General features: G+C 39.9%; 18 protein-coding genes. 4 read left to right on the forward strand and 14 right to left on the reverse strand.

Going from position 1 to position 26,142, the window contains the following annotated elements; translation table 11 throughout:
• Positions 1-372: 372 nt before the first annotated feature.
• The 3 genes from asnS (at position 373) to M992_RS12150 (ending at position 5,098) form a co-directional block, all read left to right on the forward strand.
• Positions 373-1,770: an asparagine--tRNA ligase gene (asnS, locus tag M992_RS12140; RefSeq protein ID WP_053908830.1), complete on the forward strand. Its 1,398-nt coding sequence runs from the start codon at positions 373-375 to the stop codon at positions 1,768-1,770.
• Between the two features lie 650 nt (positions 1,771-2,420).
• Positions 2,421-3,557 (forward strand): porin, encoded by a 1,137-nt coding sequence (locus M992_RS12145; protein WP_053908831.1) that lies wholly within the window; start codon positions 2,421-2,423, stop codon positions 3,555-3,557.
• 350 nt (positions 3,558-3,907) lie between these two features.
• Positions 3,908-5,098, forward strand: a complete 1,191-nt coding sequence (locus M992_RS12150) for an amino acid aminotransferase (RefSeq protein ID WP_053908832.1) — start codon at positions 3,908-3,910, stop codon at positions 5,096-5,098.
• Positions 5,099-5,281: 183 nt separating this feature from the next.
• On the opposite strand, the gene M992_RS12155 is transcribed toward M992_RS12150, so the two are convergent.
• From M992_RS12155 to cmoM, 8 genes are all read right to left on the reverse strand, one after another.
• Positions 5,282-5,929 carry an MBL fold metallo-hydrolase gene (locus M992_RS12155; RefSeq protein ID WP_053908833.1) on the reverse strand — a complete coding sequence of 216 codons (648 nt, stop codon included), beginning with the start codon at positions 5,927-5,929 and terminating at the stop codon, positions 5,282-5,284.
• 39 nt (positions 5,930-5,968) lie between these two features.
• Entirely contained in the window at positions 5,969-6,517 is a 549-nt protein-coding gene (gene mepK / locus M992_RS12160) for a peptidoglycan L,D-endopeptidase MepK (protein ID WP_047255476.1), read from the reverse strand.
• A gap of 366 nt (positions 6,518-6,883) precedes the next feature.
• Positions 6,884-8,665 (reverse strand): L,D-transpeptidase, encoded by a 1,782-nt coding sequence (gene ldtD, locus M992_RS12165; protein ID WP_053908834.1) that lies wholly within the window; start codon positions 8,663-8,665, stop codon positions 6,884-6,886.
• 446 nt (positions 8,666-9,111) lie between these two features.
• A complete protein-coding gene (gene aphA, locus M992_RS12170) occupies positions 9,112-9,825 on the reverse strand; it encodes an acid phosphatase AphA (protein ID WP_053908835.1) in 714 nt (237 codons plus the stop codon).
• A 276-nt stretch (positions 9,826-10,101) separates the two neighbouring features.
• Positions 10,102-14,568: a chromosome partition protein MukB gene (gene mukB / locus M992_RS12175; RefSeq protein ID WP_053908836.1), complete on the reverse strand. Its 4,467-nt coding sequence runs from the start codon at positions 14,566-14,568 to the stop codon at positions 10,102-10,104.
• Positions 14,565-15,284: a chromosome partition protein MukE gene (gene mukE, locus M992_RS12180; RefSeq protein ID WP_047255480.1), complete on the reverse strand. Its 720-nt coding sequence runs from the start codon at positions 15,282-15,284 to the stop codon at positions 14,565-14,567. Before mukE ends, mukB begins: the two co-directional genes overlap by 4 nt.
• Positions 15,265-16,590: a chromosome partition protein MukF gene (mukF, locus tag M992_RS12185; RefSeq protein WP_053908837.1), complete on the reverse strand. Its 1,326-nt coding sequence runs from the start codon at positions 16,588-16,590 to the stop codon at positions 15,265-15,267. Before mukF ends, mukE begins: the two co-directional genes overlap by 20 nt.
• Complete coding sequence (gene cmoM, locus M992_RS12190; RefSeq protein WP_053908838.1) at positions 16,587-17,375, reverse strand: tRNA uridine 5-oxyacetic acid(34) methyltransferase CmoM; 789 nt, start codon at positions 17,373-17,375, stop codon at positions 16,587-16,589. Before cmoM ends, mukF begins: the two co-directional genes overlap by 4 nt.
• A 533-nt stretch (positions 17,376-17,908) precedes the next feature.
• Between cmoM and elyC the strand changes: the two genes are divergently transcribed.
• Positions 17,909-18,739 carry an envelope biogenesis factor ElyC gene (gene elyC / locus M992_RS12195; protein WP_053908839.1) on the forward strand — a complete coding sequence of 277 codons (831 nt, stop codon included), beginning with the start codon at positions 17,909-17,911 and terminating at the stop codon, positions 18,737-18,739.
• A gap of 261 nt (positions 18,740-19,000) precedes the next feature.
• On the opposite strand, the gene kdsB is transcribed toward elyC, so the two are convergent.
• The 6 genes from kdsB to M992_RS12225 all read right to left on the reverse strand — a co-directional run bounded on the left by kdsB (position 19,001) and on the right by M992_RS12225 (position 25,953).
• The gene (gene kdsB / locus M992_RS12200; protein WP_053908840.1) at positions 19,001-19,759 is read right to left on the reverse strand and encodes a 3-deoxy-manno-octulosonate cytidylyltransferase; all 759 of its coding nucleotides are present in this window, start codon (positions 19,757-19,759) and stop codon (positions 19,001-19,003) included.
• A gap of 3 nt (positions 19,760-19,762) precedes the next feature.
• Entirely contained in the window at positions 19,763-19,942 is a 180-nt protein-coding gene (locus M992_RS12205; RefSeq protein WP_047255485.1) for a Trm112 family protein, read from the reverse strand.
• A gap of 172 nt (positions 19,943-20,114) precedes the next feature.
• Complete coding sequence (locus tag M992_RS12210) at positions 20,115-20,330, reverse strand: cold-shock protein (protein ID WP_047255486.1); 216 nt, start codon at positions 20,328-20,330, stop codon at positions 20,115-20,117.
• 524 nt (positions 20,331-20,854) lie between these two features.
• A complete protein-coding gene (lpxK, locus tag M992_RS12215; RefSeq protein ID WP_053908841.1) occupies positions 20,855-21,847 on the reverse strand; it encodes a tetraacyldisaccharide 4'-kinase in 993 nt (330 codons plus the stop codon).
• On the reverse strand, positions 21,844-23,589 hold the full coding sequence (gene msbA / locus M992_RS12220; RefSeq protein WP_053908842.1) for a lipid A ABC transporter ATP-binding protein/permease MsbA: 1,746 nt from the start codon (positions 23,587-23,589) through the stop codon (positions 21,844-21,846). The genes lpxK and msbA overlap by 4 nt, the downstream gene beginning before the upstream one ends.
• 36 nt (positions 23,590-23,625) lie before the next feature.
• Positions 23,626-25,953, reverse strand: coding sequence for a DNA internalization-related competence protein ComEC/Rec2 (locus tag M992_RS12225; RefSeq protein ID WP_315970601.1), 2,328 nt, complete (start codon positions 25,951-25,953; stop codon positions 23,626-23,628).
• Between the last annotated feature and the right edge of the window lie 189 nt (positions 25,954-26,142).

Here is a 26,142-nt window from a genome sequence, read left to right on the forward strand (position 1 = left end):
ACTCCCTCACGATAACATTCCTAGGGATGTTATCGTGAATAAATCACTGACTTCATTTCTCTAGTTTAAAATCAATCGATTAAAGCACTTTTTCTTTATCTTTTTAGCGATTATCATAGCGTACAAGCTGATTCGCAGTACAACTGCTCCGGCTAAATAATCCCCGATAAATCTGTTGATAAAGCAATGCTGCATATCGCGCATCGCGCCAACCACCGAATTACAGCGATATCTCCGATTTATTCATCGATTAAACTGTTATTTTTTACTTGTTTCCTAACCATCAACAAGTAACATAGGGCGTTGGCTCCCATTTATTGGGAATTAGGGTAAATCCAAAAAACAATCGTTAAATAAGAAGAGAGCATTTTTATGAAAGTAGCGCCTGTAGTCGATGTACTGCAAGGTCAAGTAGCGGTTGGCAGCGAAGTCACCGTTCAAGGCTGGGTCCGTACAAGGAGAGATTCAACTGGTTTCTCATTCCTCGCCGTCTATGACGGTTCCTGCTTTAATCCGTTACAGGCCGTTATTAATAATAATTTACCTAATTACACCAGTGAAATTCTGCATCTAACCACCGGTTGCTCGGTTGAAGTTACCGGGACAGTGAAAGAATCGCCAGGTAAAGGCCAAAGTTTTGAGCTTGATGCTACCGTGGTTAAAGTGGTTGGCTGGGTTGAAGACCCAGAGACCTATCCAATGGCAGCCAAGCGCCATAGCGTTGAATATCTACGTGAAGTTGCCCACTTGCGTCCACGCACCAATATCATTGGTGCCGTCACCCGTGTTCGCCACACATTAGCGCAAGCATTACATCGCTTTTTTGATGAACAAGGTTATTTCTGGGTTTCTACGCCACTGATCACTGCATCTGATACCGAAGGCGCCGGTGAAATGTTCCGCGTTTCTACCTTAGATTTCCATAATCTGCCACGAAACGATAAAGGTGAAGTTGATTTCAGCCAGGATTTTTTTGGTCGTGAAGCTTTCCTAACCGTTTCTGGTCAATTAAATGGCGAAACGTATGCTTCCGCATTAAGTAAGATTTATACTTTCGGCCCAACGTTCCGTGCTGAAAACTCCAATACAAGCCGTCATTTAGCTGAGTTCTGGATGGTTGAACCTGAGGTAGCTTTTGCCGATCTTAATCACGTCGCCGGTTTAGCTGAGCAAATGCTAAAATATGTATTTAAAGCGGCATTAGCTGAACGCAGAGACGATTTAGAGTTTTTCGCTCAACGTGTTGATAAAGACGTTATCACTCGCTTAGAAAGCTTTGTTAACTCTGATTTTGCTCAAGTTGATTATACCGATGCGATTAACATCCTAGAAAACTGTGGTGAGAAATTTGAGAACCCTGTTTACTGGGGCGTTGACATGTCTTCTGAACATGAACGTTATTTGGCAGAGAAACACTTTAAAGCGCCAGTGGTAGTTAAAAACTATCCGAAGGATATTAAAGCTTTCTATATGCGCCTAAATGAAGATGGTAAAACCGTTGCGGCAATGGATGTCTTGGCACCAGGTATCGGAGAGATCATTGGCGGTTCACAACGTGAAGAGCGTCTGGATATGCTGGATAAACGTTTAGAAGAAATGGGCATGAATAAAGAAGATTACTGGTGGTATCGTGATCTGCGCCGCTACGGTAGTGTTCCTCATGCTGGTTTTGGTCTAGGTTTTGAGCGTTTAGTCGCTTATGTGACGGGTGTACCGAATATTCGTGAAGTAATTCCGTTCCCACGGACTCCACGTAGCGCAACCTTCTAAGTTAGCAAACTTTAAACTCGTCTATTCTAAACAAGTGGCACACTATTGAGTGTCACTTGTTACATTGCGACAATTCTCCACCGCACTGTTCATCCTGTTTGCACTATTTATGTTTTTTACTATTCTGTTATAAATCTCTGCTGTTATAAATCTCTGCTATTCTCACACATATCCTTGCGGTCAATATTTTTTAGTGATCAGTTTTGTTCTGCACCCCGCTAGATCCTTTTTTTACTGATGACTATCGCCAGATAAATCTCATTTTCTTCAACCGTTATTAAATAAGCCGCAGATAAAATTCTTACTCTATAAAATCAGTCGCGGGCATAAGACCAAAATCATATTAAATGGTTCAGTTTTATAAGGTGATAAATCGTAAAATTTTCATGTTTTTTTTATAACTGGTACAATCAGTGGTTAAATAACCCCCTACAATTTACATTTTGTAATACTTTTTTTCCATTTGTTACAGAATCTTCGTTTTTGTAGCATATTGGGGGTAGATAAATTTATTTAGCAATGGAACACTGGACGCCGAAAACAGACGACATTAAACTTCAATAAATAGTTCAGAAAATAATTAAGAAAATTTTCGAGAAATATTATTGGCAGTGGCAAGTGTCCGAATAACACTAATGAGGGTAATAATAATGATGAAGCGCAATATTCTTGCAGTAGTTATCCCAGCATTGTTAGCTGCAGGCGCAGCAAACGCAGCTGAAATCTACAACAAAGATGGCAACAAATTAGATATCTACGGTAAAGTTGACGTTCGTCATTACTTTGCTGATAGCAAAAAAGATAACAACGGTAAAAGTGAAGACGGCGACGATTCACGCGTACGTGTTGGTATCAAAGGCGATACTCAAATTACTGACCAACTGACTGGTTTCGGTCGTTTTGAGTGGGAAACCAAAACCAACAAAACTGAAAAAAATAACGACAACAAAAATCGTCTGGCATACGCTGGTCTGAAATTTGCTGATTTCGGTTCAATCGACTACGGCCGTAACTACGGTGTTATCTATGACACCAACGCATGGACCGACGTTCTGCCTCTGTGGGGCGGCGACTCTATGTCTCAGACTGATAACTTCATGACTGGTCGTAACCGTAACCTGTTAACTTACCGTAACACTGATATGTTCGGTTATGTTGATGGCCTGAGCTTTGCCCTGCAGTACCAAGGCAAAAACACCGCTGACAACAAATCTGGTTCTCAAAAAGCGTTCGAAAACAACGGTGACGGCTACGGTTTCTCTACTGCGTATGATTTAGGCTGGGGCGTTACTTTAGGTGGTGGTTATTCTAGCTCTGCTCGTACTTCAGAACAGAAAGCAAGCACTATCGCTGGTGGTAAACGTGCAGAAGCATGGAACGTTGGTGGTAAATTTGACGCAAACAACGTTTACTTAGCCGCTATGTACGGTCAGACTCTGAACACTACTGCTTTCGGCGAAAAAGATAATATTGCAAACAAAACTGAAAACATCGAGTTAGTTGCTCAGTACATGTTTGCTGACTACGGTTTAAAACCATCTATCGCTTATGTACAGTCTAAAGGTAAAAACCTGAACGCTGTCAATAAAACCACAAACGCAGCTGAAGGCTATGGTAACAAAGACCTGATGAAATATATCTCAGTCGGTTCTTACTACTACTTCAACAAAAATATGTCTGCAGTGGTTGATTACAAAATCAACTTGCTGAAAGACAACGACTTCACTAAAGAAGCCGGTATTGCAACTGATAACGTAGTTGGTTTAGGTTTAGTTTACCAATTCTAATTATCGCTTAGCGATAGTTTGAATATCAGTAAATTTTGCGAAAAGCAGTGCTTCGGCACTGCTTTTTTATGCCTATGCTTATAGCTATTTTATAAATGCCTACTTATTGTGGTTGGTATTCAGCTAACTTTTTATATTTTCCCTAACCCCTCAGTGTATTTACTTACTCAAAATAAAAATAGTTGATATCACTCTTGTCTGTGCTATTTTTCATCGCTCTGAACGCATTTTCTATCCACCTCACAAGATCCTATCAATTTTCAGTAAAATGGTTGGCAAATCGATAGCATCGCGTTAACCTGATATCTCAGCATTATTGGGCTTCACAACTGAGCTTTGGAATCGATAACATGTTTGAGAAAATTACTGCAGCACCCGCAGATCCTATTTTAGGATTGGCAGATACCTTCCGCGCTGACTCTCGCGACAATAAAATCAATTTGGGCATTGGTGTTTACAAGGATGAATCAGGTAAAACTCCCGTTTTAGATACCGTCAAAAAAGCAGAGAAATTCCTCCTCGAAAATGAAAACACCAAAAATTATCTGGCGATAAGTGGTCTGCCAGAGTTTGGTCGTGTCACACAGGAACTGCTGTTCGGCAAACAACATGAAATTATTACCAGCAAGCGTGCGCGTACAGCACAAGCCCCTGGCGGTACCGGTGCTTTACGTATTGCAGCAGAATTCATTGCCAAGCAAACCCATGCTAAACATGTTTGGATCAGCAACCCAACTTGGCCCAATCATCGCAATATCTTCGAAGCCGCAGGCCTAGAAGTCTTAACCTATACCTATTACGATGCAGTAAATCGCTGCTTCGACCTTGACGGCATGTTAAACAGCCTGTCAGCCGCTCAGCCGGGTGATGTAGTCGTTATCCATGGTTGCTGCCATAATCCAACCGGTATCGACCCACAGCCTACACAGTGGGAAAAACTCTCAGCCTTCTGCGCTGAAAAAGGATTATTACCGGTATTCGACTTTGCATACCAAGGATTTGCGACGGGTTTAGAAGAAGATGCTCAAGGTTTGCGTATTTTCACCAAAGATAACCCAGAGTTAATTGTTGCCAGTTCTTATTCTAAGAATTTTGGCTTATATAATGAACGCGTAGGTGCTTGCACTATTATCGCCAAAGATAGCGATAATGCCGAGCGTGCATTTAGCCAAGCTAAAGCAGTTATTCGAGCTAACTATTCTAATCCTCCTGCCCATGGTGCATCGGTGGTTACTACTATTTTGTCAGATGACGCACTAAGAGCTGAATGGATACAAGAACTAGCGACAATGCGCGAGCGCATTAAACGTATGCGTCAGTTATTTGTGAATACATTGGCTGAGAAAGGCGCGAAACAAAACTTTGATTTTATTATTAATCAAAATGGCATGTTCTCTTTCAGTGGACTGACTAAAGAACAGGTTGAGCGTCTGCGTGAAGAGTTTGGTGTTTATGCGGTCAGCTCTGGCCGTATCAATGTCGCTGGCCTAACATTAGAGAATATGGTTCCACTGTGCGAAGCTATCGTCAAGGTTCTATAAACAGAGCGATAAGTGGCTTGTATCGTCACAACGCTTTGTAGCTGTTTCGGCATGATAACTCGGTTAGGCATAAAAAAACCGCCCCTTAATTAGTGGCGGTTTTTTATGTGCTATTTATGACGATGCTTATAGCGCTCTTTGTCTGTGCTTTTTATCAGAAAAAAGGCTAATCAACGCAATTAATTACCAAACGGGCATTTCATCTTGTAAAAATGGATTAGTTTTACGCTCATGGCCTAAAGTTGACATAGGTCCATGCCCCGGAATGAAATGATAATCATCACCAAGCGGTAACACTTTGTTTTTAATTGAATCAATCAGCTCTTGATGATCACCACGAGGGAAATCACTGCGACCTACTCCACCTTTAAACAGCACATCCCCCATAGAGATTAATTTGTCTTGGTGGTTTACAAAGATAATATGTCCCGGTGTATGCCCAGGGCAATGTAAGACAGAAAATGTAATAGCACCACAGGTCACTTGGTCGCCTTCTTCTAGCCATCTGTCTGGCATAAAGTGCGGACAATCTTCGACGCCAAACATTTGACTTTGCTCTGAGAGACCTTCAATCCAGAATAGATCTTCTTTTTGTGGGCCATAAATAGGCACAGAGAAATGTTTAGACACCGCAGCTGCGGCTCCCACATGGTCGAAATGCCCATGCGTAAGTAAAACTTTAGTCAGTTTTAGACCTTGTTTTTCAATCGTAGAAATTAGTTTTTCTGCTTCGCCGCCCGGATCGACAATAACCGCCTCTAACGAGTCTTCATCCCACAGGATAGTGCAATTTTGCATAAAACCGGTGACAGGAACAATTTGGTATTTCATCTCACGATAACTCCGAATTCAATATTACATCTCAACAGGTTACCATGTTCTCGCCGGACCTGTATCGATATGCACAAAATTACTCTTCGGATAATACCCCACGCCACCCGCTTTCATTTTTAACGCTGCTTTACGAATTTGACTGAGTTGGATGCCTTGAATATGGAAGTCCATTGCTTGGCCTCGGGTATGATAACTTTTTTTCGCCACACCCGAACTTTTACGTCGCAATTCATTATTGCTTTCCAGCGAACGATAGCCGGAGATCAATTGAACCGGCTTATTAATACCCATCATCAGCTGCAACATATAAATTTGATCAAATAGTGCCGGATCGATTGTTTTAACTTGGTTATTACGGTGATCGCGGAAAATTTTATTTAGGCGGGCGAGTTCTTCTTTATTATAACGACGACCATCAAAAAATTCTGTCTTTAAAAATTCCCCGGTGTGGAGATTTTCAAAACGCAGAATTCTCGGACGTGGAGTAGTTAATGCAGCTAAAGCTTGATGCGGTAATAAGCTTAGTCCCAACGCAGCCGCGCCGAAACCGAGAAAATTACGTCGGTTTTTATCAATGATATCCATAGTGAGTGATCCGGGTTTTAATTGCGACCAAAAAACGACAACATATTCCACTTAGTTTAACAAAAACTTGTAGATTTGATTGTATAATTATGTAAATAAACAGCTATAAATAAGCCATACGCTTATTTATCACCATAAAATAATTATGCTCAATAATACTCACAATATATTCATTCAATGGCTCAAAATAAGCACATAACTGTGTTTATCATAAACTATCTTCAGTGCAAGCATCCTTAGCCTTCTTTACACATAAGCTTGAACCCACGCATCTTTTCACTATGATTCACTCCTTTATTTTTATTAAATACTAAAAATAAAGGAGCCATCAGGCTCCTTTATAAAAGATATTATTCATACCAGCTCTTAATGTAATGCCATTTTTATCGCGGGTAAATACTTCTCAGCGGCACCAATACTGGTATCATATTGATAAATATCTGCACGATATTGCGGCTGTTCACCTTCAACCCAAGCCGTTTGATAATACAAATAAACCGGTATGCGGTCAGGAATATTAACGTAACCGGTATCGCCTTGTTTAAGTTTACCGTCAATTCGTTGTTGATCCCAACCTGCATCGCCCAATAATATTGAAGCTAATTCGCTGGCTTTATTCACTCGAACACATCCAGAGCTAATGGCGCGAGCATTGAGATTAAACAAGCTATGATTTGGCGTATCATGCAGATAAATTGCATCAGAACTTGGCATATTAAATTTATAGCGCCCTAATGAATTAGTGGGTCCTGGAGCCTGACGGATACGATAAGGAAAGTTTGACGGTGTAATTTCATCCCAATTAATCGAATAGGGATCAATCACCGAAGCATCGTTGCCCCACCCCGAATAAACCGTGTATCCCCGGCGACTAAAATAGCTCGGGTCTTGCTTACCTCGTGGTGCAATATCCTTACGTGTCATGCTGGTAGGCACATTCCATGGCGGATTAATAACCACATTATTTAATGCACTGCTCATAATCGGCGTTTTACGGTCAGGACGACCTACAATCACTTTTGAAGATAATATTGATTGATCATTTAAATAAAAATCGAGCGTAAATGCGGGAATATTGACTAAAATCCCAGTACCTTCACTGGCTGGAATAATCCGTAAACGTTGAATATTTAATGCCATTAAACCGGCTTTTTGTTGCGGCGTGGTATTTAACCACACTTTTGTTCCACGCCCTATCAAGCCATCAGGTTCTAAACCAAACATGGTCTGAAATTTTTTCACTGCGGCCACTAACTCGGGATCATAACGATTAGCTTCTTTACTACTCGGGCTATTTGCTGCTTCCGACGTATTTATTACATCATTGCCTATCGCATCCGTATCTGCTTTAACCGCTACCATAGAACTAGGTTGTGAGGCAGATAATAAATTATACCGGGTTAGAATTTCTCTTAACGCAATAACATCATCTGATGATTGTCCCGGCTTCAGTGTAGAAGTACTCGTCAGTACTGGCCATTCACGCTCATCAGCTAACTGTTCCAATAAAGCCTTATGCATTGGCTGGTATAAAGGATGAGCTGGCGTTAAACTATTTACCCATTCACTAAGATGGCCCTCTTTAACAGCGGTTAGCCATGGTTTAATTTGGGCATCCGTCGGAGCGGATATCTTATAAGGCTGCTTTCTGTATAACCAGTATTCGCCATTTTGTTTCACACCCGATAAATAATGTAAATACCCCAGCATGGCATCAGAAAGTAGCGCATCACGACCTAATTCATTGAGTTGATTATTTTCCAGCGCCACTAACCATTCACCAAACTGTGGCTGAAAACCGGCCAATGCTAGCTCAGCTAACTGCTGCTGAAATTGTTGGATAGCGGTTTCATCTTGCCAAATTAACTGCATTTGGCGATCAGCATAAATTTGGGCTAATTGCTCAGCAAATACCGGTTTTACTCCAGATGACAACGCGGCTTGCAGTTGTTGTAAGCTCTCTTTGGTACTAACAACTGATTTTTTAGCCTCGACAGGCTGTGTTTGATTGGCCTCTGTTTGAGTTAAACTCACGCTATCAGAACGGATTATTTTAGCCCTCTCTAGCTGTGCTAGCGCAGGAAATTGTAACAGTAACGCACTAAAAACAACCGAGACATACAGAGTTTTCACTCTTCCCTTCGCCATACATCCACCTTTATTCATTCATTTTTATTTTTTTGTGATCAATATTCAGGCTGCTTGTCACTGATTTATCCTAAATACGCCACTGGACTTTATCATCCACCGCTATATTCTTTGCTATAAACCACCTCTTGGCTATAAATCTCTTTTACTGCCTACATGCGAGTTACTGCATATCAGTTATTGCGATATTAGTTGCAACAACCATTACTATTCTATCAATCAGCCATCTGATATATAGTAATTTTATAGTTTATAATACAGTGTATAAAGTTAGTGACAAATTGTTATCAAAATTAACTAATAATTTGATTAAAACAGGATAGCAGATTTTTTTTAAATAATTAAAATGAATGTGCAAAAAATAAAAAAAGGCGCCATTGCGCCTTAATTAAGAATTATTATCAATCAATAATCTATTTTATATAGGTAATTCTCAATATTTATATTCAATATTGAGAATTAATTACTACTTCTTCACCAAATTGACCGGCTTTCGGTAATGGTTGATAAGATGAATTCGCCGCACGCAAAATACGAATACCACGAATATTTAATTCATGAGCTGCGGCAATATCAGCATCGGCATCGCCATAATAAATTTTTAATTGATGATCTCGCATCCAACTCACTTTATTATTTTTACTGGCATCATCGCCAGCAAAAATAACCGGATTCATTTTATCCGCGGGGATAGCCAAACCTTGTTGTAGATATTGAGTGACTGTTTCAGTTTTGGTCTTGGTACGCCCAGTAATAAAATAAACATTATCACTGCGCTTTAAATGCATATGAACCAGTTCAATACCAACTTTTTTCGGCATACTGAACTTATCCCATTCATTATTCATTTTTTCCCAAAACTCAGGATTTTTCAAATAGCTGTAATCATTTGGTGAATATTCTAATTTACCGCGGTAGAAACCTGGGCTAGAAAACATCACGGTATCATCGATATCAAATCCGACCGCCATCGGTGGCTGCCCAGCTAAACTTTGTTCAATTTGTTGAATCGAAACCCAATGTACCGGCTGTTGCTGAGCCAATTGAACCACTGTGACGCCTGGGCTAACAGTTTCTGGCAAAGGAACGTTGGCCTGCGAGGGAACAGTAAAACTTAATGCCAAGGCGAGAACACTGAGGGTCAGAGTTATTTTTTTCATTTTTAACCTTATATTAAAAGCAGATCACAATATATCGAATCATATAATTTTCATTTTCATAAAAATGAGATTAACTGCACAAAATAATGAGTTAAATAATTACTATTTATGATACATCATTTAAATCAATTCTAAGTTAAATCTTTGACATAAAAAAAACCGATATTATTAATAATATCGGTCAATTTATTCTGCTATTAAATAGCTGTTTAGCTGTTTAGCTGTTTAGCTGTTTAGCTGTTTAGCTGTTTAGCTGTTTAGCTGTTTAGCTGTTTATTATTCCTCGACTTGCGAAATAATATCTAGATTATCGTCATTAACAATAGATGCATTTTCTTGACCAAAACCTTTTAAACCTACAACATGCACATGTTCATTATTGCCGAAAACTTTACGCACCAATTTATAAGTCGTCCCTTTCTCTGGGCTAATATTTTCTGGTGCCGCAATAATTAATTGCATCTGTAAACGTTCACAAAGTTCAAATAACGTGGCAATAGATTTAGCATCCAGACGCGCGGCTTCATCAAGAAACAATAAACGGCATGGAATAATATCTTTCGCTCGTAAGCGCCGAGATTCTTCTTCCCAACTTTGAACAACCATCACCAAGATTGACATACCGGTACCAATCGCTTCACCGGTGGATAATGCACCACTTTCAGCTTTTAACCAACCTTCTGAGCCACGATTAACTTCAACATCTAGCTCCAAATAGTTACGGTAATCCAGTAATTCTTCACCAATAGTCTGCGGTAAACGTTGCCCCATATCGACCTGAGGATTTAAACGTTGATACAGCTTCGCCATGGCTTCAGAGAAAGTGAGGCGTTGGCTAGTAAATAAATCCTGATGCTGTTCATGATCTTCAGATAACACATCCAGCAGTAAAGCGTGGCTATCGCGCACATTAACATTCAAGCGTACCCCTTTGACCTGACCGAAGGATACTGACTGTAATCCCTGATTCAGCAGTCGAATACGGTTTTGTTCGCGTTGAATAGTTTTGCGAATAATATTAGCCACACTTTTCGCGCTAATCGCCAGTTTTTGCTCACGGGCCGTTAGCTCTTCGGTTAACCGCGCCAACTCAATTTCCATCTGCTCGATGGCGTCAATAGGGTCATCAGTACGAATAATATCCTGACGGATACGCTCACGCAGATGCTGATAAACAGCGATAAAGAACTGAATTTTGCGTTCCGGACGCTTTGGATCTTCGGACAAACGCAAGACATCGCGTAAATGTTCGTTATCCGCAACCGCTTGACGCAGTGCTCCTAACGCTTTATCCGACATCGAACGCAGGCTATCGCCATCTTGATAAGCCAACTCGCGACGATGCAAGCGACGTTCTACACCGTTATCTTTAACTAAACGCATTACTGCACACCAGCCCGCCTTGGCAGTAACAACTTGTTGGCGTAACTGATAATAATCGCGTTCAGCTTTACGGATACGTTTCTGTAAATTATCCATCTCGGCTTCACACAGAGTCAGTTGTTTTTCCAACTGATTTATCCGTGTACGGTTACTCATCACCGCTTGATGTAACTCATCACGACGCTGACGCGCTCGCGTTTCTGTTTCAGGATCAGATTTAGCACCGATAGCCGACATCTCGTCCATCAGCTCTTTCAGCATATCTTGCTTAGTTTCATACGAGCTACGTAATGAGGCTAAAACTTGATTAAACTGCGCTGCCTGAGATTGATGATGGCGTAATTGCTCACGCGCTCGGCTTCTATCTGCTTCGGCATGTTCCAGACGCTGGCGTAATTTTTCATTTAAATCAGCATTCTCATTAACCATACCTGTTGAGTCGCTGTAACTGAAATGCGCTCTACGCTGCACCACTTCAATTAAAGAAAATGCCTGCTGTTTAGCTAATTGCTGACTGTGTTTAGCCCCTTCATAATCATGCTTTAATTGTTCGTATTGTTCTGGGTCACTCTGTAACACGGATACAATAGGTTCAAGTTTAGCCAGTGAACGCGCATGTTTATTTAAGAAATCAGCGGCTTCTTCAGCTTCGGCTAACTCGTCTCGTACTTCTTCTGTGCGATCAACCAAAGTTTCATCCATCAATAGGCCGATCAGTGGAATCAGTCTATTCAGTGCCGCCAGATTCTCTTTACCTTGCGTAAACTGTTGACGTTGCTGCTGTGTTTGTTGATCAAACTGGGTAAATGCACGTTCTAATTCAGTACGTTTTTGATTTAGTTCCCGCAATGCAGCTTCAGGATCATCCTCAAAAGCCACAGAAATGTGTTTACCAACAAAGCGGCTAAATAATTGATGTAAACGTTGAATTTTTTGTACATCAAATGACAAGGTAGCATAACGTTCAGCCAAGCTATCTCGTTGTAAACTTAACGTTTCTAGCTGATTCTCACGCGCAGCACGACCAAACAGAGGGACTTCAGGATAGCGAGAAAAACGCCATTGACGCTCTGATGACTGCACTAATACCGCATTATCAAACTCTTCGGCATTAAATACACTGTCATCAAATGATTGCGGATCGCCTTCAATAAAATAGATATCTTCAGGGCAATCTTGCAATGTATCGAGTAATGGGCGAACAACCGAGAGATCGGGAACCACAATACCATGACGGGCAGGACCATATAATGCCGAGAAATAAGGCGCATCATCAATGGTAATATCGTCATAAATCTCAGACAGTAAAACACCACCAAAGCGCTCGGCCAAAGACAACATGCGGCTATCATCAGCACCGCTTGGTTGGCTTAAACGTTCAATTTGTTGTTCCAGCTGGCGTTTTTGTGCCGCAATTTCATCGCGATCAACGGTAATTTCACGCTCACGTTCAAGCAATTGCTGCATATATTCAGTGACTTCATGACCATCACTAAAATATTGTTGCGTTTGTTCGCTGAGTTGACTCAATGCATCCTGTGCCGCTAACCAAATAGGCGCTTTTGCCGTTAATTGCTGCACTCGCAAACTAATTTGTTCAATCTCTTGGCGCATTTGCATTCGATGCTCGCCACTGTCACTGACCTGTAAGCTTAACTCTTCTTGCTGTGCTTCGAGCTCAGCCATCAACTGATCTAATTCATCCGGCTGATAGCGTTGGCCATGGCGTTTACAAAACTCATTAAGTAAGCGCTCGGCATTTTGTTGACTATTCAACCGTTGTTCAAGCTCAGATAACTGCATACGTAGCGGTTGGATACGTTCAGCTAAATGGGTCTGAGATGACCAATCACGCAATAATTCACGGGCTTGTTGATAAGCTTCACCGCGGGTTACTTCCCCCACAATACTTTTTACTAGCTGGTATGCCTGTTCAAATTGGCTATGTGCAGCATTAGCTACACTCATTTTTTGTTCTAAGGCTAATAATGCGTCAGTCGCTTGCTGTTCTTTGGCTTCAAAGGTTTCTAGCCACTCAGCCGCATTATCTACTGATAAATCAGCTAATCCACACAACTCACGGGCACGTTCAAGCGCCTGTAACGCTTGTTGGTATTGAATAGCACGCGTTTGTTGAACATCCAATGCTTGTTGATAATCCGCCAATTGATTTTTTAACTCATCAACTTCGGCTTCTGCCGCTTCTGATCTAGCTTCAAATTCAGCATGCAGTGAGTTTGCCTCTTCAACAACTTCAGCTTGCTCTTCAAGTCGATATGTCAGTTCTTCGATATCTGATTGATAGCGGTCGATTTTTTCTTGCTGGCGTATTGCCGTTTGTACCAGCCCTAAATGATCACAAGCGCCTTGATAATCGGTTTCTAAATCACTCGAAACAGCGCTTTGTTCATTCAATTCACGCGCCATTTCGATATGACGTATTTGTTCATGTGCTAACTGTTTGCGGCTAATAAATAATTCACTACGCGCCGCTATCGCAGCATCTAAATGAATACGGCGTTCATTAGCATGGCGCATATAATCAGCAGAGACATAATCTGTTGCCTCACTAATTAAATGTTTAAATAAATTTCGATCGGCCTGGGTAACGCGAATAGCCTCAAGGGTCATCCGATTTTCACGTAATGCGGATTCCATATCCTGAAAGGCTTTACGTACACCGCTATTTTCTGGCAATAAATAGTCGCGCAATGAACGGGTGATCGCACTGGAAATCCCACCGTATAATGAGGCTTCAATCAGCCGATAATATTTACTACGATCACTGGCCGAGCGCAGTTTACGTGGAATAACCCCTAAATCAAATAAGGTAGAATGGTAATCTGCAATCGAGTTAAACTGTTTGAATTGTACGCCTTCGGTATCATCAAAGCGATCTTTTAGCTCATTTAAGGCAATAACTCGCGCCTGACGCCCTTCAAGCAGTTCGGTTAGAATTTCCGTTGGTACCACGGCAGTCGGTAACCCTTGGATCATGAAAGGTTTAATATCGACTTTTTTATCACGTCCCGCGACTTGCTGTAGACGAACCCCCACCAGCACACGTTGATGCTTAGAATTGACCACATCTAGGATGGCATAACAAACGCCCGGACGCAGTTTACCGTGCAAGCCCTTATCGCGGGAGCCCGAGGTTGCCCCAGCTTCGGTAGTATTGCGGAAATGCAACAATGTTAAATCGGGGATCATTGCCGTAATAAAGGCGGCCATAGTCGTTGATTTACCCGCGCCATTACCGCCAGAAAGAGTGGTGACCATTTCGTCTAAATCAAATGTTCTGGCAAAAAAACCATTCCAGTTAATCAGCGTCAGTGAGCGAAATTTTCCGCGTTCAATCATAACTGTTCATCCTCCGCACCTGCCGCTTCATGGTTTTGGTCTTCATCTTCGTCAATATCTAACGATAATTTACTTTCTAACGATATCGCTTCACCGTCACGGATCAAACGTAATTGGGCATCGAGTGGATTATCACCACTGCGAACATCAGCACCAAAACGAAAAACTGATTCCATGATAGTAAATTTGCTGCTGTCATTTTGTAGGAAATGCACCATACCTAACCGCCGTAAGCGATTTAATGAGGTTCGTAACTTTTCCTGTAATTTTTGTTTATCCAGATCAGAGCCTGTTGAACGCTGATTAATGAACTTGAGTAATTTATTTTCATCAGCCAACGAAATAACTTCTTCAAAAAGTTCTTGTGAAGTAAATATTCCCTGGTTGGCTAACCGCTCTGGGCTCAGATAAAGATAACAAAGAATTTTTCCGACCATCATATCTAGTTCAGATAATACCGAACGTGGAATAAGCGTAGTTGAGCGCGGACGCAAATAGAAAAAGCCTTCAGGGGCTCGGATTAATTCAACATTATAGCGGCTGTAAAAATGCTCTAATGACTCCTGAAAATCCATCAAAAAAGCATGATTATCTAAATCATCAATGCTGATATGGCGTCCAGATCTAAGTTGGCTATCTAATTCCGGAAACAGTGAATTAGCTAATGCCTGTGCCAGTTTTACTGACATAAATTGTTCAATATTTGTCGATGACATTTGCCTGTACCTTGGCTCCGTAATCATTAATCGCTAACCATTCCGCCGATATTCCTGACAGATCAGCCTCTGCTATACCTAATTTGACTGCCTGATCAATCACAATACGGGCAACATCAAAATGCCGTTTCTGAGGATATTGTTGTAGGTATTCCTGTAATACTTTACCAATATCCAGCGGTTGCTGAGTGCGTTTATATACCGCCAATTCAGCTTCCATCAGTGCAGCCAGTTGTTCATTTACTTCGCTAAATTCTTCGAACTCAAGCTCATCAGGTAATTCACCTGTGACCTCTTCATCTCGCAACATTAGTTCTTCATCGCGCATATCTAACAAGCGATCTGCGTTAGCATAAGTTAATGCCCACGGGCTATCAAAATAATGCTGGACAGATTGTCTTAAGCGTTGCGAGAAAATACGATTTTTATCCATATCAATCGCGGTACGAATAAATTTATGAACATGGCGGTCGTAACCAATCCATAAATCGATGGATTGTTGCCCCCAGCTTACGATGCGGTCGAGTTTATTTTGTAGATCAAATACCAGCTTATCAACAGGCTCAGAGAATCTTGGCGCGTTCATGTTAGCTTCTTGAATACGCAATAAATTAGCCTGTAATTTATCACCGGCGGCCTCTAAGGTATCTTGTAACTCGCGCAAGGTAATGGAGGTTTCAGAAAGTAACTGTTCGCAATTAGCAATCGCTGCCTGCCAGTCTTGATCAAGCAGCGCTGCAATATCATTTTTAACGCTATTTTGCTGCTCATCCATGATACGTTGAGACATATCAATACTGTCGAATATTTCAGCAACCGAATATTTTAGCGGTGCAAAAACATGGCGATGCCAATGATAATCATCTCCGCCTTCTTCTGCCGACTCAGCCGCATTTAATAATTCACCTGCGACTATTGATAGCTGCATGGATAAACGTAAGGTCGAAAATTCACGCTGACGAATATAGTAATCACTGATCCCCATACCCAATGGCGTTAATCGGTAAATTGAATTACCTTCAATAATGTCACTGTTAAATCGATTAAACAGTTTTTGGCGCACCATATCATTGATGGCATTATTGGCTCTAACCGCTAATGATTCTGTGGTTTGTTCGAACCCTTTACATACTTCACGAAAGGCGTCGATCAATTCAGCTTCAGTCATTTCACCATTAATTCGTTCGCTATTCAGTACCGCAACCGACAGTAAAAAAGCCAAACGTTCTGGGGGAAGCGAAAGCGAAAAATCATTTTTGCGTGCCCAGGACACGAGCTCGGGGACGGTCTGGGAAAATTCACTCATATTTCGTCCTTTCTATTTATTTTTTTTGCCATCACATGGATATATCGCCCAAGGCTGATATAAGGCTCCTGCCGACAGTAGCGTTGCTCTAATTCGAGCAGCGCAGGAAAATCTTTATTCTGCAATTGACGACTCTGTAGGTAATCATGGAATACCCGTACTCCACTTTTGCCGATAATTTTTAGCGTAAGCACTTCTAACCACTGATAAACCTGTTCAGGGATTAGCGGATATTGCGGTGATAACGAACGTTTACGGCGGCGCTGGATATTCGGCGTGGCTAAATGAAAATTGCCCAAAATAGCATTGCGCATCACTAAACCATTGGCATTATAAAACATAATAGACAAGGCGCCTTCGGGCTTAATTATATCTGTCAGAACTTGAATTGCATATTTTTGATCGCTTATCCATTCAAGTACTGCGTGGAACAAAACCAGATCAACCGGCGCATCAATGTGCTGTTGAATATCCTGTACCGCACTATGAATAAAGTGCATTTGCTGGCCAACACCTTGTTCATCTGCTGCCAACTTAGCCCGTTCCAACATCTCTTCGGATAAATCGCAAAGTATTACTTGATGACCAAGTGCAGCTAATTTTCGCGCAAAATGACCTTCACCACCGCCAGCATCTAGAATACGCAATGACCGCGCAGGAAATTCAGTCGCTAACAAATATTCCAGATCCTGCCACACTACCGCTTCACGAATTTTACCTTTGGTAGTGCCATAAATATTGTTTGAAAATTTTTCCGCGATATCATCAAAATTGCGATCTGCCATGTTCTACCTAATTATTATTCTCTCGATACTTTTTCGGTATCATCTATCTCTGTTATATTTCATGTTATCAGCATGCTAGCAATATTTATTCGCTCTTTACAACGCTAACTCAGAATAATTTTATTTGCAGAGATTATTATTTAAGTCAATCCAAACAGTCAATTAGCTTACTAACTACGCTTATGTCACTGCATAATAAACTTAAATTATAAACCCCAGTCAATGTCTTCCTGCCGCTATCATTGTCATTTAATTCCCAGCAAGTCAGGACACCGATTAATCAGTCTATAAGCAAAAGGTAAATAGCACTATATTGTCATTATTACCGCGATAGCGGCAGATAAATTATCAACTGTTGAGAGTTTAAGCCACATAGATAAAATACAACGGGATATATTGTTTATTCTCGACATATTGGCAACTTGAATTATGTCAAGTATAACAGATAATAACGTGCATTTGGCACAGGTGAGCGCCGATTACTGCTAGATACCCAACCGACTGATGATAATTCCGACAAATAAAGGACACTGATGTTATTCATTCTAAAAAAATACCTGGGCTCACTGCTGATGCCATTACCTGCGTTGCTAATTATCGGACTTATCGGTCTGATTTTACTCTGGTTTACCCACTGGCAAAAAAGCGGAAAGTGCTGTGTAACTCTTAGTTTAGTATGCATTTTATTGCTCGGATTACAGCCAGTAGCAGATAAGTTACTCGCTCCAATAGAATCAGGTTATGAAAAACGTTACGAGTTATTAGATAACCATCCCGTCGCCATCAATTATATTGTGGTCTTAGGTGGTGGTTTTACCTATAATCCTGAATGGGCACCCAGCTCAAATTTATTGAATAACAGCTTACCCCGTGTTACCGAAGGTATTCGGTTATATCTGCAACACCCTGGTAGTAAATTGATTTTCACTGGTGGTCCGGGTAAAAATAGCCTGAGTAGTGCCGAAGTTGCCGCACAAGTTGCTCAGTCATTAGGCGTGCCCGCATCAGATACAATTGCGCTGACTCGCCCTAAAGATACTCAAGAAGAAGCCTACGAAGTAGAAAAAATTGTCGGCAAGCAACCATTTTTACTGGTTACATCAGCCAGTCATCTGGCACGGGCAGAACGCTTTTTTCTGGCCAGACAAATGCAGCCTATCGCTGCCCCAGCTAATCAGTTAGTCATCAATTCACCACTCAATGCTTGGGAGAAATATCTTCCCTCCGCCTATTATTTTGGCCATGCAGAGCGCGCTTGGTATGAGACTCTCGGCAATATTTGGCAACGATTTAAACCTGATAATACCCAAAAATCTGCATCTGAACCGTTATTAACAACACCAGAAACCATGACTGCGGAGTAGCTTCTGCAAAGTAACTGTTATCAAAATGCTTCTTTCTCCAGTCGCCGGCTGAAATTTAGATCAAAAAAAGGTGTGATAAAAATCACACCTTTTTATTTTTTAGTCGATTGTTTTGGCTATTTTTTATTTTTTCGAGATTATATTAGCGCTATCGGCCACATTATCTGTTACGTTTTTATAGCAATAATCTAAGCTAACTAATATCAGCTGAACCTAACTCACTAGCGCTATCCTCTCACAAGAAACTTAAATTCAGATAAATTACAATGCCAATAACTGAGCAAATGTTTTACGTACTGAGTCTAAATCTTCTGGCGTATCGACACCCGCCCCTGGCGCTTGGGCCGCGACAGCGACATGGATTTTCTCTCCATACCAGAGCACTCTTAACTGCTCTAACATTTCAATATTTTCCAACGGACTGGCCGGCCATGTAACATAACGACGAATAAAGCCAGCACGATAAGCATAAATCCCAATATGACGTAAAAAGTGATCGCCAATAATCTGTTTATTGACCGCAAACTGATCACGTTGCCATGGGATTGCTGCACGAGAAAAATAGAGTGCATAGCCGGATTGATCCATCACTACTTTTACCGCATTCGGATTAAATGCTTCTTCTGCATTATTAATAGGTACCGCTAGAGTGCCCATTTCAGCCTGACTATTAGCTAAATTATTAGCTACCTGGCTAATAATCATAGGAGGAATTAATGGCTCATCCCCCTGAACATTAACAATAATCTCATCATCCGCGAATTGGTATTTATCAATAACTTCAGCTAAACGCTCAGTACCAGAATGATGATTTGAATCCGTCATACAGGCTTCACCGCCTGCATGTTGAACTGCATCAACGACCTCTTGATGATCAGTAGCAATAATAACCCGTGAAGCCCCAGATTTTAATGCTTGTTCCATTACCCGAACGACCATCGGCTTACCATGGATATCGGCTAGTGGCTTGCCCGGTAAACGTGTCGATGCAAAGCGAGCAGGAATAATAACTGTAAACACGGTTTATTTACCTTCATCCATCGGTAATTCACGAGCTTCATTTTGCAATAGCACGGGGATCCCATCACGAATTGGATATGCAAGATGATCGATTTTGCAAATAAGCTCTAAGTTGTCTTTATTATAACTTAACTTACCATGGCAAACGGGGCAGGCAATGATTTCAAGTAAACGGTGATCCATGTTTTCTCCCAAATGGATTTAACTCATTTTGGGATCAGAATATCACAAGGTGCCATCACCGTTAACTTTAATCTTTTTGAAATGGCTTTCCTTTCTGTTTTATTGACCAAAAGTTTTTATTTACTAAAATTTTGTTGGTAAGAAAAGAAAGCATTTGAGAGGTCTGTTTTAATTAAAAGGCGATAACATCAGCTGCTGTTATACCTGTTGATCCACGAGTTACAGAAAACTCGACATTCTGACCTTCCATTAACGATTTGATTTTAGTATTCGCAATTGATTTACGAGTTACGTATATATCATCACCACCATTAGATGGGGAAATAAAACCATAACCCTGTTGCTGATCAAACCATTTAACGCGGCCGAGATGTAATTGTAAATTCATGATAAAGCTCCTTTTGTGCATCTAGCAATAATTCTCTTTATTGCTTTGATGTGACTACTCTTCCATTAAGCCCCACTATTTTGCCGATTTAAATTTAATATATAGAGTAGTTTTTGTATTTATTATTCAATAATAGTTTCTGATAATAATCAGATAACCTTTCTTAGTTTTTTGTTTAATTAAGCTATTATTTTTTAAGCTTAGTTAAAATCCACACTCTTGCATCACTGCTTAAGAGATTAACAGTAAATTTTGACATTTATATGACAATGCAGACTGTATCAAAGAGTAATGCGAGAATATTTTTATGTTTCACATGTTATTAGACTAGATTACATTATTGCATTTACTTGTACTAATCACCGAGGTTTTACCTTTTTGATGATGAGTATTGCAAGTAAACTAAAGTAATAAAGTTATCATTTAAGATGGTTATTTTAAGTCCTAGAACTTAAATTTTAAGCCTTAAAACGAATATACTGCGAACACGATGTTAGTATAAATATCACAGTAAAAAAAAATACTCAAGTTTTTTTATACCATTCTAACTTTTTTTCAATCTCAGATAACATTTTTTCCGCTCCCGGAGAGCCTAAATAAGCACTTACCGGTAAGTACCACCAATTTTCCTGCGCGAACGAATGGCATTTTACCGCATCTTTTTCAGTCATTAATAATACTTGAGAAGGCGAGACTAATGCTGATAATTGCTGCTGTTGATACACTTGATGATCGGCAAAGGAATATTCTGCAATTACGTTAACCCCTTTATTCTTTAATGAAGCATAAAATCGTGGCGGATGCCCAATTCCTGCCATAGCTACAACTTGTTGTAACTCGCTAACCTGACGCTTTTCACCAGTAACTATATTTATCGCTTGATCCCCTTTCAGTAACATCGATATTTCACCACTCTGGGGAGTGCCGCCATTTGTAATTAATGCATTTACTGTATTTAAGCGTCCTTCATATTCGCGCATGGGTCCAGCCGGCAACCACCAACCATTACCAAAACGACGCTGACCATCGATAACGACAATTTCATAATCACGAGCTAAAGCATAATGCTGCAAGCCATCATCAGCAATAATGATATCTATATCGTACAATGATAATAATTCTTTAACAGCATCGCTACGACGTGGAGCAACAACGACTGGAACACCCGTACGCTGATGAATTAACACTGGCTCATCACCGCCTTCGATAGTAGTAGTCTTATTGGTAATAACTAAGGGATAATGTGCCGCTTTACCACCATACCCGCGGGATACCACGCCGACCGAATAACCTTTTTGCTGTAGATTCTCTGTCAGCCAAATAACCACAGGAGTTTTGCCATTTCCCCCTACGGTTAAATTACCCACAATAACCACGGGTACTGGAGCCTTCCATGAACGCAATATCCCAATCTTATAACACAGTCGACGCAGCGTCGTTATCATGCCATACAGCAGTGATAACGGCACTAGCAAGATATATAGCCATGAGCGGCCAGCCCATATCCGCTCAATCATTGGCTAAACTGTATCTTATGCAGCTGAGCATAGGCACCATCTTGATTAATCAAGACTTTATGATTTCCGCGTTCAATAATTTGTCCATCCTGCACCACTAATATTTCATCTGCATTTTCAATTGTAGATAAGCGATGGGCAATAACCAGTGAAGTACGATCTTTCTGTAATTCATCTAATGCGGCCTGAATTGCGCGTTCTGATTCGGTATCTAACGCAGAGGTGGCTTCGTCAAGGATCAAAATAGGTGAATCACGTAATAATGCACGGGCTATCGCGATACGTTGGCGTTGCCCACCAGATAGCATCACACCGTTTTCACCGATGACAGTATTAAGTCCATTATCCAGTTTATTGATAAAGTCCATGGCATAAGCCATTTCTGCAGCTTTCTCTATTTGTTCAAGGCTAAAACTGCCATCTGTCGCATAGGCGATATTATTAGCAATGGTGTCGTTAAATAAATAAACGTGCTGAGAGACTAATGCGACCTGTTGACGTAAGGAGGATAAGGTATATTCACGAATATCATGATTATCAATAGTAATACTGCCTTCATCGATGTCATAAAAACGAGTGATCAAATTAGCAATGGTCGATTTACCTGAACCTGAACGACCGACAAGAGCGACCGATTTACCCGCAGGAATAGTAAACGAGATATTCTGTAATGCTGGGCTGTCCTTAGATGAATAAGTAAAAGTGACATTTTTAAATTCAATATCACCGTTGGCTTTCTTCAACACCCGTTTTCCATCGTCTTTTTCTTGTTCCATATCTAAAATGGCAAACAAGGTTTGGCATGCTGCCATACCGCGCTGGAACTGCGCATTTACGTTAGTTAATGATTTTAATGGACGCATCAACGCAAACATGGAAGAGAAGACAACACCGATAGTCCCTGCCGTTAAAGTATCCATGATTTCAGGAAAACTAGCTGCATACAGAACAAAAGCCAATGCTAACGAAGCGATCATCTGAATAATAGGATCAGAGATTGCCGATGCAGTCACCATCTTCATTGCTTGACGGCGCATATTATTGCTAACTTTGTTGAAACGTTCAGTTTCAACTTTTTGACCACCAAAAATAAGAACTTCTTTATGGCCTTTTAACATTTGTTCAGCACTGGTAGTGACTAGCCCCATGCCGCTTTGCATATTCTTACTAATATTCCTAAAACGTTTGGAAACAATACGAATAGCAATAGATACAACAGGTGCAATTACAATCAAGATCAGTGATAACTGCCAGCTATAATAAAACATTAAGCTGAACAAACCTATAATATAAGCACCTTCACGGATAATAGTGATCAGTGCACCAGAGGAAGACGATGCTACCTGCTCTGAATCATAAGTAATACGAGATAATAGCGTTCCGGTAGATTGTTGATCAAAGAAACTTACCGGCATCCCCATCATATGGCTAAATAGACGCCGACGCATGTTCATAACAACTTTTCCTGAAACCCAGGAAACGCAATATGTCGATACAAAGTTTGATGCACCACGAATTAGCATCAGCCCAAGAACGGCTAAGGGTAACCACTTCAATGTATCAATATTAGACTTACCAAAACCTTCATCTAATAACGGTTTTAATAAGGAGATCATAAATGCATCGCCTGCAGCATTTATGACTAAAGCGATTGCTGCAACAATTAAACCTGCTTTAAATGGCACAATTGATGGCCATAAACGACGAAACGTTTGCCACGTTGAAAGATCTTTATCATTCATTCTAATTTTACCAAAACTTAAAATAAGCGCCCTATTCTACTCGGGAATTGCTATTTCACCAAACCACTGATGAAACCAACGCGGTTGAATTTCAACTCGATAACTTGATTTTACTATTTTTTCTCTATTAAACCATAATGTTATCTGTCCTTGCTGAGATGTATTTAACCAATCTATATTCGCTTTTTGGTACCTATCTCGCACTTTAGGAGAAGGAATTTGCCACTGACTATAGCGAGCCGCTGAAACTAAAGCTAAATTTGGCATAACATTGCGTAAAAATAATTCAGTAGATGAGGTATTGCTACCATGATGTGGAACTTGAATAATATTTGAAGTTAAAGCCATTTTATCTAACGCTACTAACTCTCTTTCTCCTCGCTTTTCAATATCACCAGTTAATAATATTTTATTATATCCATCAGTAACTTGAATAACGCAAGAATCATTATTATGTGATAATTTCTTCCCATTAACTGGCCATACCACAGTAAATATGAGATCTTTCCAACGCCATTTCGTGCCGCGATGGCAAGGCAAATGTTCCCTATTACCAAAATTACTGCGTAACGAAATTCCCGGATAATGATGCCGTAAAGATACCACTCCCCCCGTATGATCAAGATGGTCGTGACTCAAAATAATACCAATTGGTTCTAATCTATGAGAGTTCAGAAAAGGAATAATATGACTTAGTGCAACGTCACCTCCTTGCCAACTTTTTCCTGTATCATAAATTAAAGCTTGCCGACCTTGCTGTATGATAATAGCTAATCCGTGACCGACATCAAGCATAGTTAAACGCCATCCTTTAGCTTCCGGTTGTGGGTAAATACCAATAGCTAAACAAAGAAAGCAGGCAATTAAATTGTAGTATGAACGGTACCAACCAAAAATATAAATAATGGGTAATAATCCACTGATAGCCACTAACCACGGTGAAATAAATTCTCCCTTTAACCAAAACTGTGCTAAGAAAGGTAATGGGGATAAGCTCATTGATAAAACCATATCAATAAACTCAAATAATAATGACTGAAGATAATCAAATGGTAATAAAAAAATCAGTAATAATAACGGAATAATTAAACAAGAGATTAATGGAACCAACCATAAATTAGCCAATAATCCGGCAGGATTAAATCCGTTAAAAATAATTAATTGGATTGGAATTAATAATAAAAGTAAGCCAAATTGTAAGTGTAATAATTTAATCCATTTCAAACGCCAATCGATATAAATACTACGATTGAGCTGAATTGTCGATCCCCAATAGAGAATTGCTAATACGGCAATGCTGGAAAGCCAAAAACTATCTGAGAGAATTGCCAGGGGATCAAATAATAGGATCAGCCCCATACTAAGAATTGCCCATTGCCACGGAAAGCAATAAAAAGGCTGTTTTCGTAAATAAATGGCTAATGAGAGCGCGAAAATAGCCCTAATAGCCGGTATCGATAAACCTGATAGCCAGCTATAAATTATAGCTATTAATAATCCAATAGATATCGCAAAACCTAAATAAATATATTTATAAGCAAAGAAAAACTGTATAAGTCGAGCAAAATAGAAACCAACAAAATAAGCAATTCCAATATGTAATCCTGAAATGGCAATTAAATGGCTTACACCTGTTTTTTGTAACCATTGTGATTGTTGTGGCTCTAATAATCCTCTTTCACCGAACATCAGCGCGTAAATAACCCCGCGATTAACTTGCTGATTAATATGTGTTAAATAATAATCAATTATTTTTTGACGCCAAGAGCACGATGAATCAATCAAATTTTCATTCGAATTTTTCAATCGACCTAATATACGCTGAGCAATATAATGTCGCTGGCTATCAAATCCACCTTCATTTAACAAAGAATGTACTGGATATAATTTACTCTGAAATTGCCATCGTTGGCCCGCACAAATTTTAATATCTGATTTTTTTGCTGGATACCAGTAAGCATAAAGCGCTGGAAATATATCAACGCCATCGAGTGAGTCTATTCTTACTTTTATTTTTTGATGTTCTTTATACTCAATAGGAACAGTAATTACCGTTACATGAGTATTATATATTCCTCTACTAAACTTGTTTATATAATTAAGTAATTCACTCGCATGCCAACTTCCCCATAACAGTGACATCGCCATAAATATAAAAAACTTAACGTATATATTCACTATACTCAATAGCAACAGTGCAATCGAAAATAATATAACAAAAACATGAGTAGTAATGTTAGGGATATTATTTAAATATAATAATGGTAATAATCCAATAAATAATGCTATTGATGCATAATTTATATTTAACGTATCCTTGAATTTTATCAATAACACTAAATTTTTAATTGCTGCCATCAGCATCCTTGCTGTTTAATTATCATCTTAGCTATTAATAATATAATAATCTTAAAGAAATAAGCCGAATGAAAGTTATTTTTAGATTGTGGTTTATAATATTAAATGTAACGCACAGAGATGAATTTTATTTTTTGCAAAGTAGTTCACAGTTAATTTAATTAATGTGAAAAATACATAATTAATGTATAAAAT

Origin of the sequence: Moellerella wisconsensis ATCC 35017 (genome assembly GCF_001294465.1) — a bacterium.
GTDB lineage: Bacteria > Pseudomonadota > Gammaproteobacteria > Enterobacterales > Enterobacteriaceae > Moellerella > Moellerella wisconsensis.

What these genes read in the sequence shown, in the direction of transcription:
- M992_RS12205 (WP_047255485.1), bottom strand. Translation starts at nt 19,942, where the DNA reads ATGGATCACCGTTTACTTGAAATCATTGCCTGCCCCGTTTGCCATGGT.
- M992_RS12150 (WP_053908832.1), top strand. Translation starts at nt 3,908, where the DNA reads ATGTTTGAGAAAATTACTGCAGCACCCGCAGATCCTATTTTAGGATTG.
- msbA (WP_053908842.1), bottom strand. Translation starts at nt 23,589, where the DNA reads ATGAATGATAAAGATCTTTCAACGTGGCAAACGTTTCGTCGTTTATGG.
- lpxK (WP_053908841.1), bottom strand. Translation starts at nt 21,847, where the DNA reads ATGATTGAGCGGATATGGGCTGGCCGCTCATGGCTATATATCTTGCTA.
- mukB (WP_053908836.1), bottom strand. Translation starts at nt 14,568, where the DNA reads ATGATTGAACGCGGAAAATTTCGCTCACTGACGCTGATTAACTGGAAT.
- asnS (WP_053908830.1), top strand. Translation starts at nt 373, where the DNA reads ATGAAAGTAGCGCCTGTAGTCGATGTACTGCAAGGTCAAGTAGCGGTT.
- M992_RS12210 (WP_047255486.1), bottom strand. Translation starts at nt 20,330, where the DNA reads ATGAATTTACAATTACATCTCGGCCGCGTTAAATGGTTTGATCAGCAA.
- M992_RS12145 (WP_053908831.1), top strand. Translation starts at nt 2,421, where the DNA reads ATGATGAAGCGCAATATTCTTGCAGTAGTTATCCCAGCATTGTTAGCT.
- M992_RS12225 (WP_315970601.1), bottom strand. Translation starts at nt 25,953, where the DNA reads ATGCTGATGGCAGCAATTAAAAATTTAGTGTTATTGATAAAATTCAAG.
- ldtD (WP_053908834.1), bottom strand. Translation starts at nt 8,665, where the DNA reads ATGGCGAAGGGAAGAGTGAAAACTCTGTATGTCTCGGTTGTTTTTAGT.
- cmoM (WP_053908838.1), bottom strand. Translation starts at nt 17,375, where the DNA reads ATGGCAGATCGCAATTTTGATGATATCGCGGAAAAATTTTCAAACAAT.
- mukE (WP_047255480.1), bottom strand. Translation starts at nt 15,284, where the DNA reads ATGTCATCGACAAATATTGAACAATTTATGTCAGTAAAACTGGCACAG.
- M992_RS12155 (WP_053908833.1), bottom strand. Translation starts at nt 5,929, where the DNA reads ATGAAATACCAAATTGTTCCTGTCACCGGTTTTATGCAAAATTGCACT.
- aphA (WP_053908835.1), bottom strand. Translation starts at nt 9,825, where the DNA reads ATGAAAAAAATAACTCTGACCCTCAGTGTTCTCGCCTTGGCATTAAGT.
- elyC (WP_053908839.1), top strand. Translation starts at nt 17,909, where the DNA reads ATGTTATTCATTCTAAAAAAATACCTGGGCTCACTGCTGATGCCATTA.
- mepK (WP_047255476.1), bottom strand. Translation starts at nt 6,517, where the DNA reads ATGGATATCATTGATAAAAACCGACGTAATTTTCTCGGTTTCGGCGCG.
- mukF (WP_053908837.1), bottom strand. Translation starts at nt 16,590, where the DNA reads ATGAGTGAATTTTCCCAGACCGTCCCCGAGCTCGTGTCCTGGGCACGC.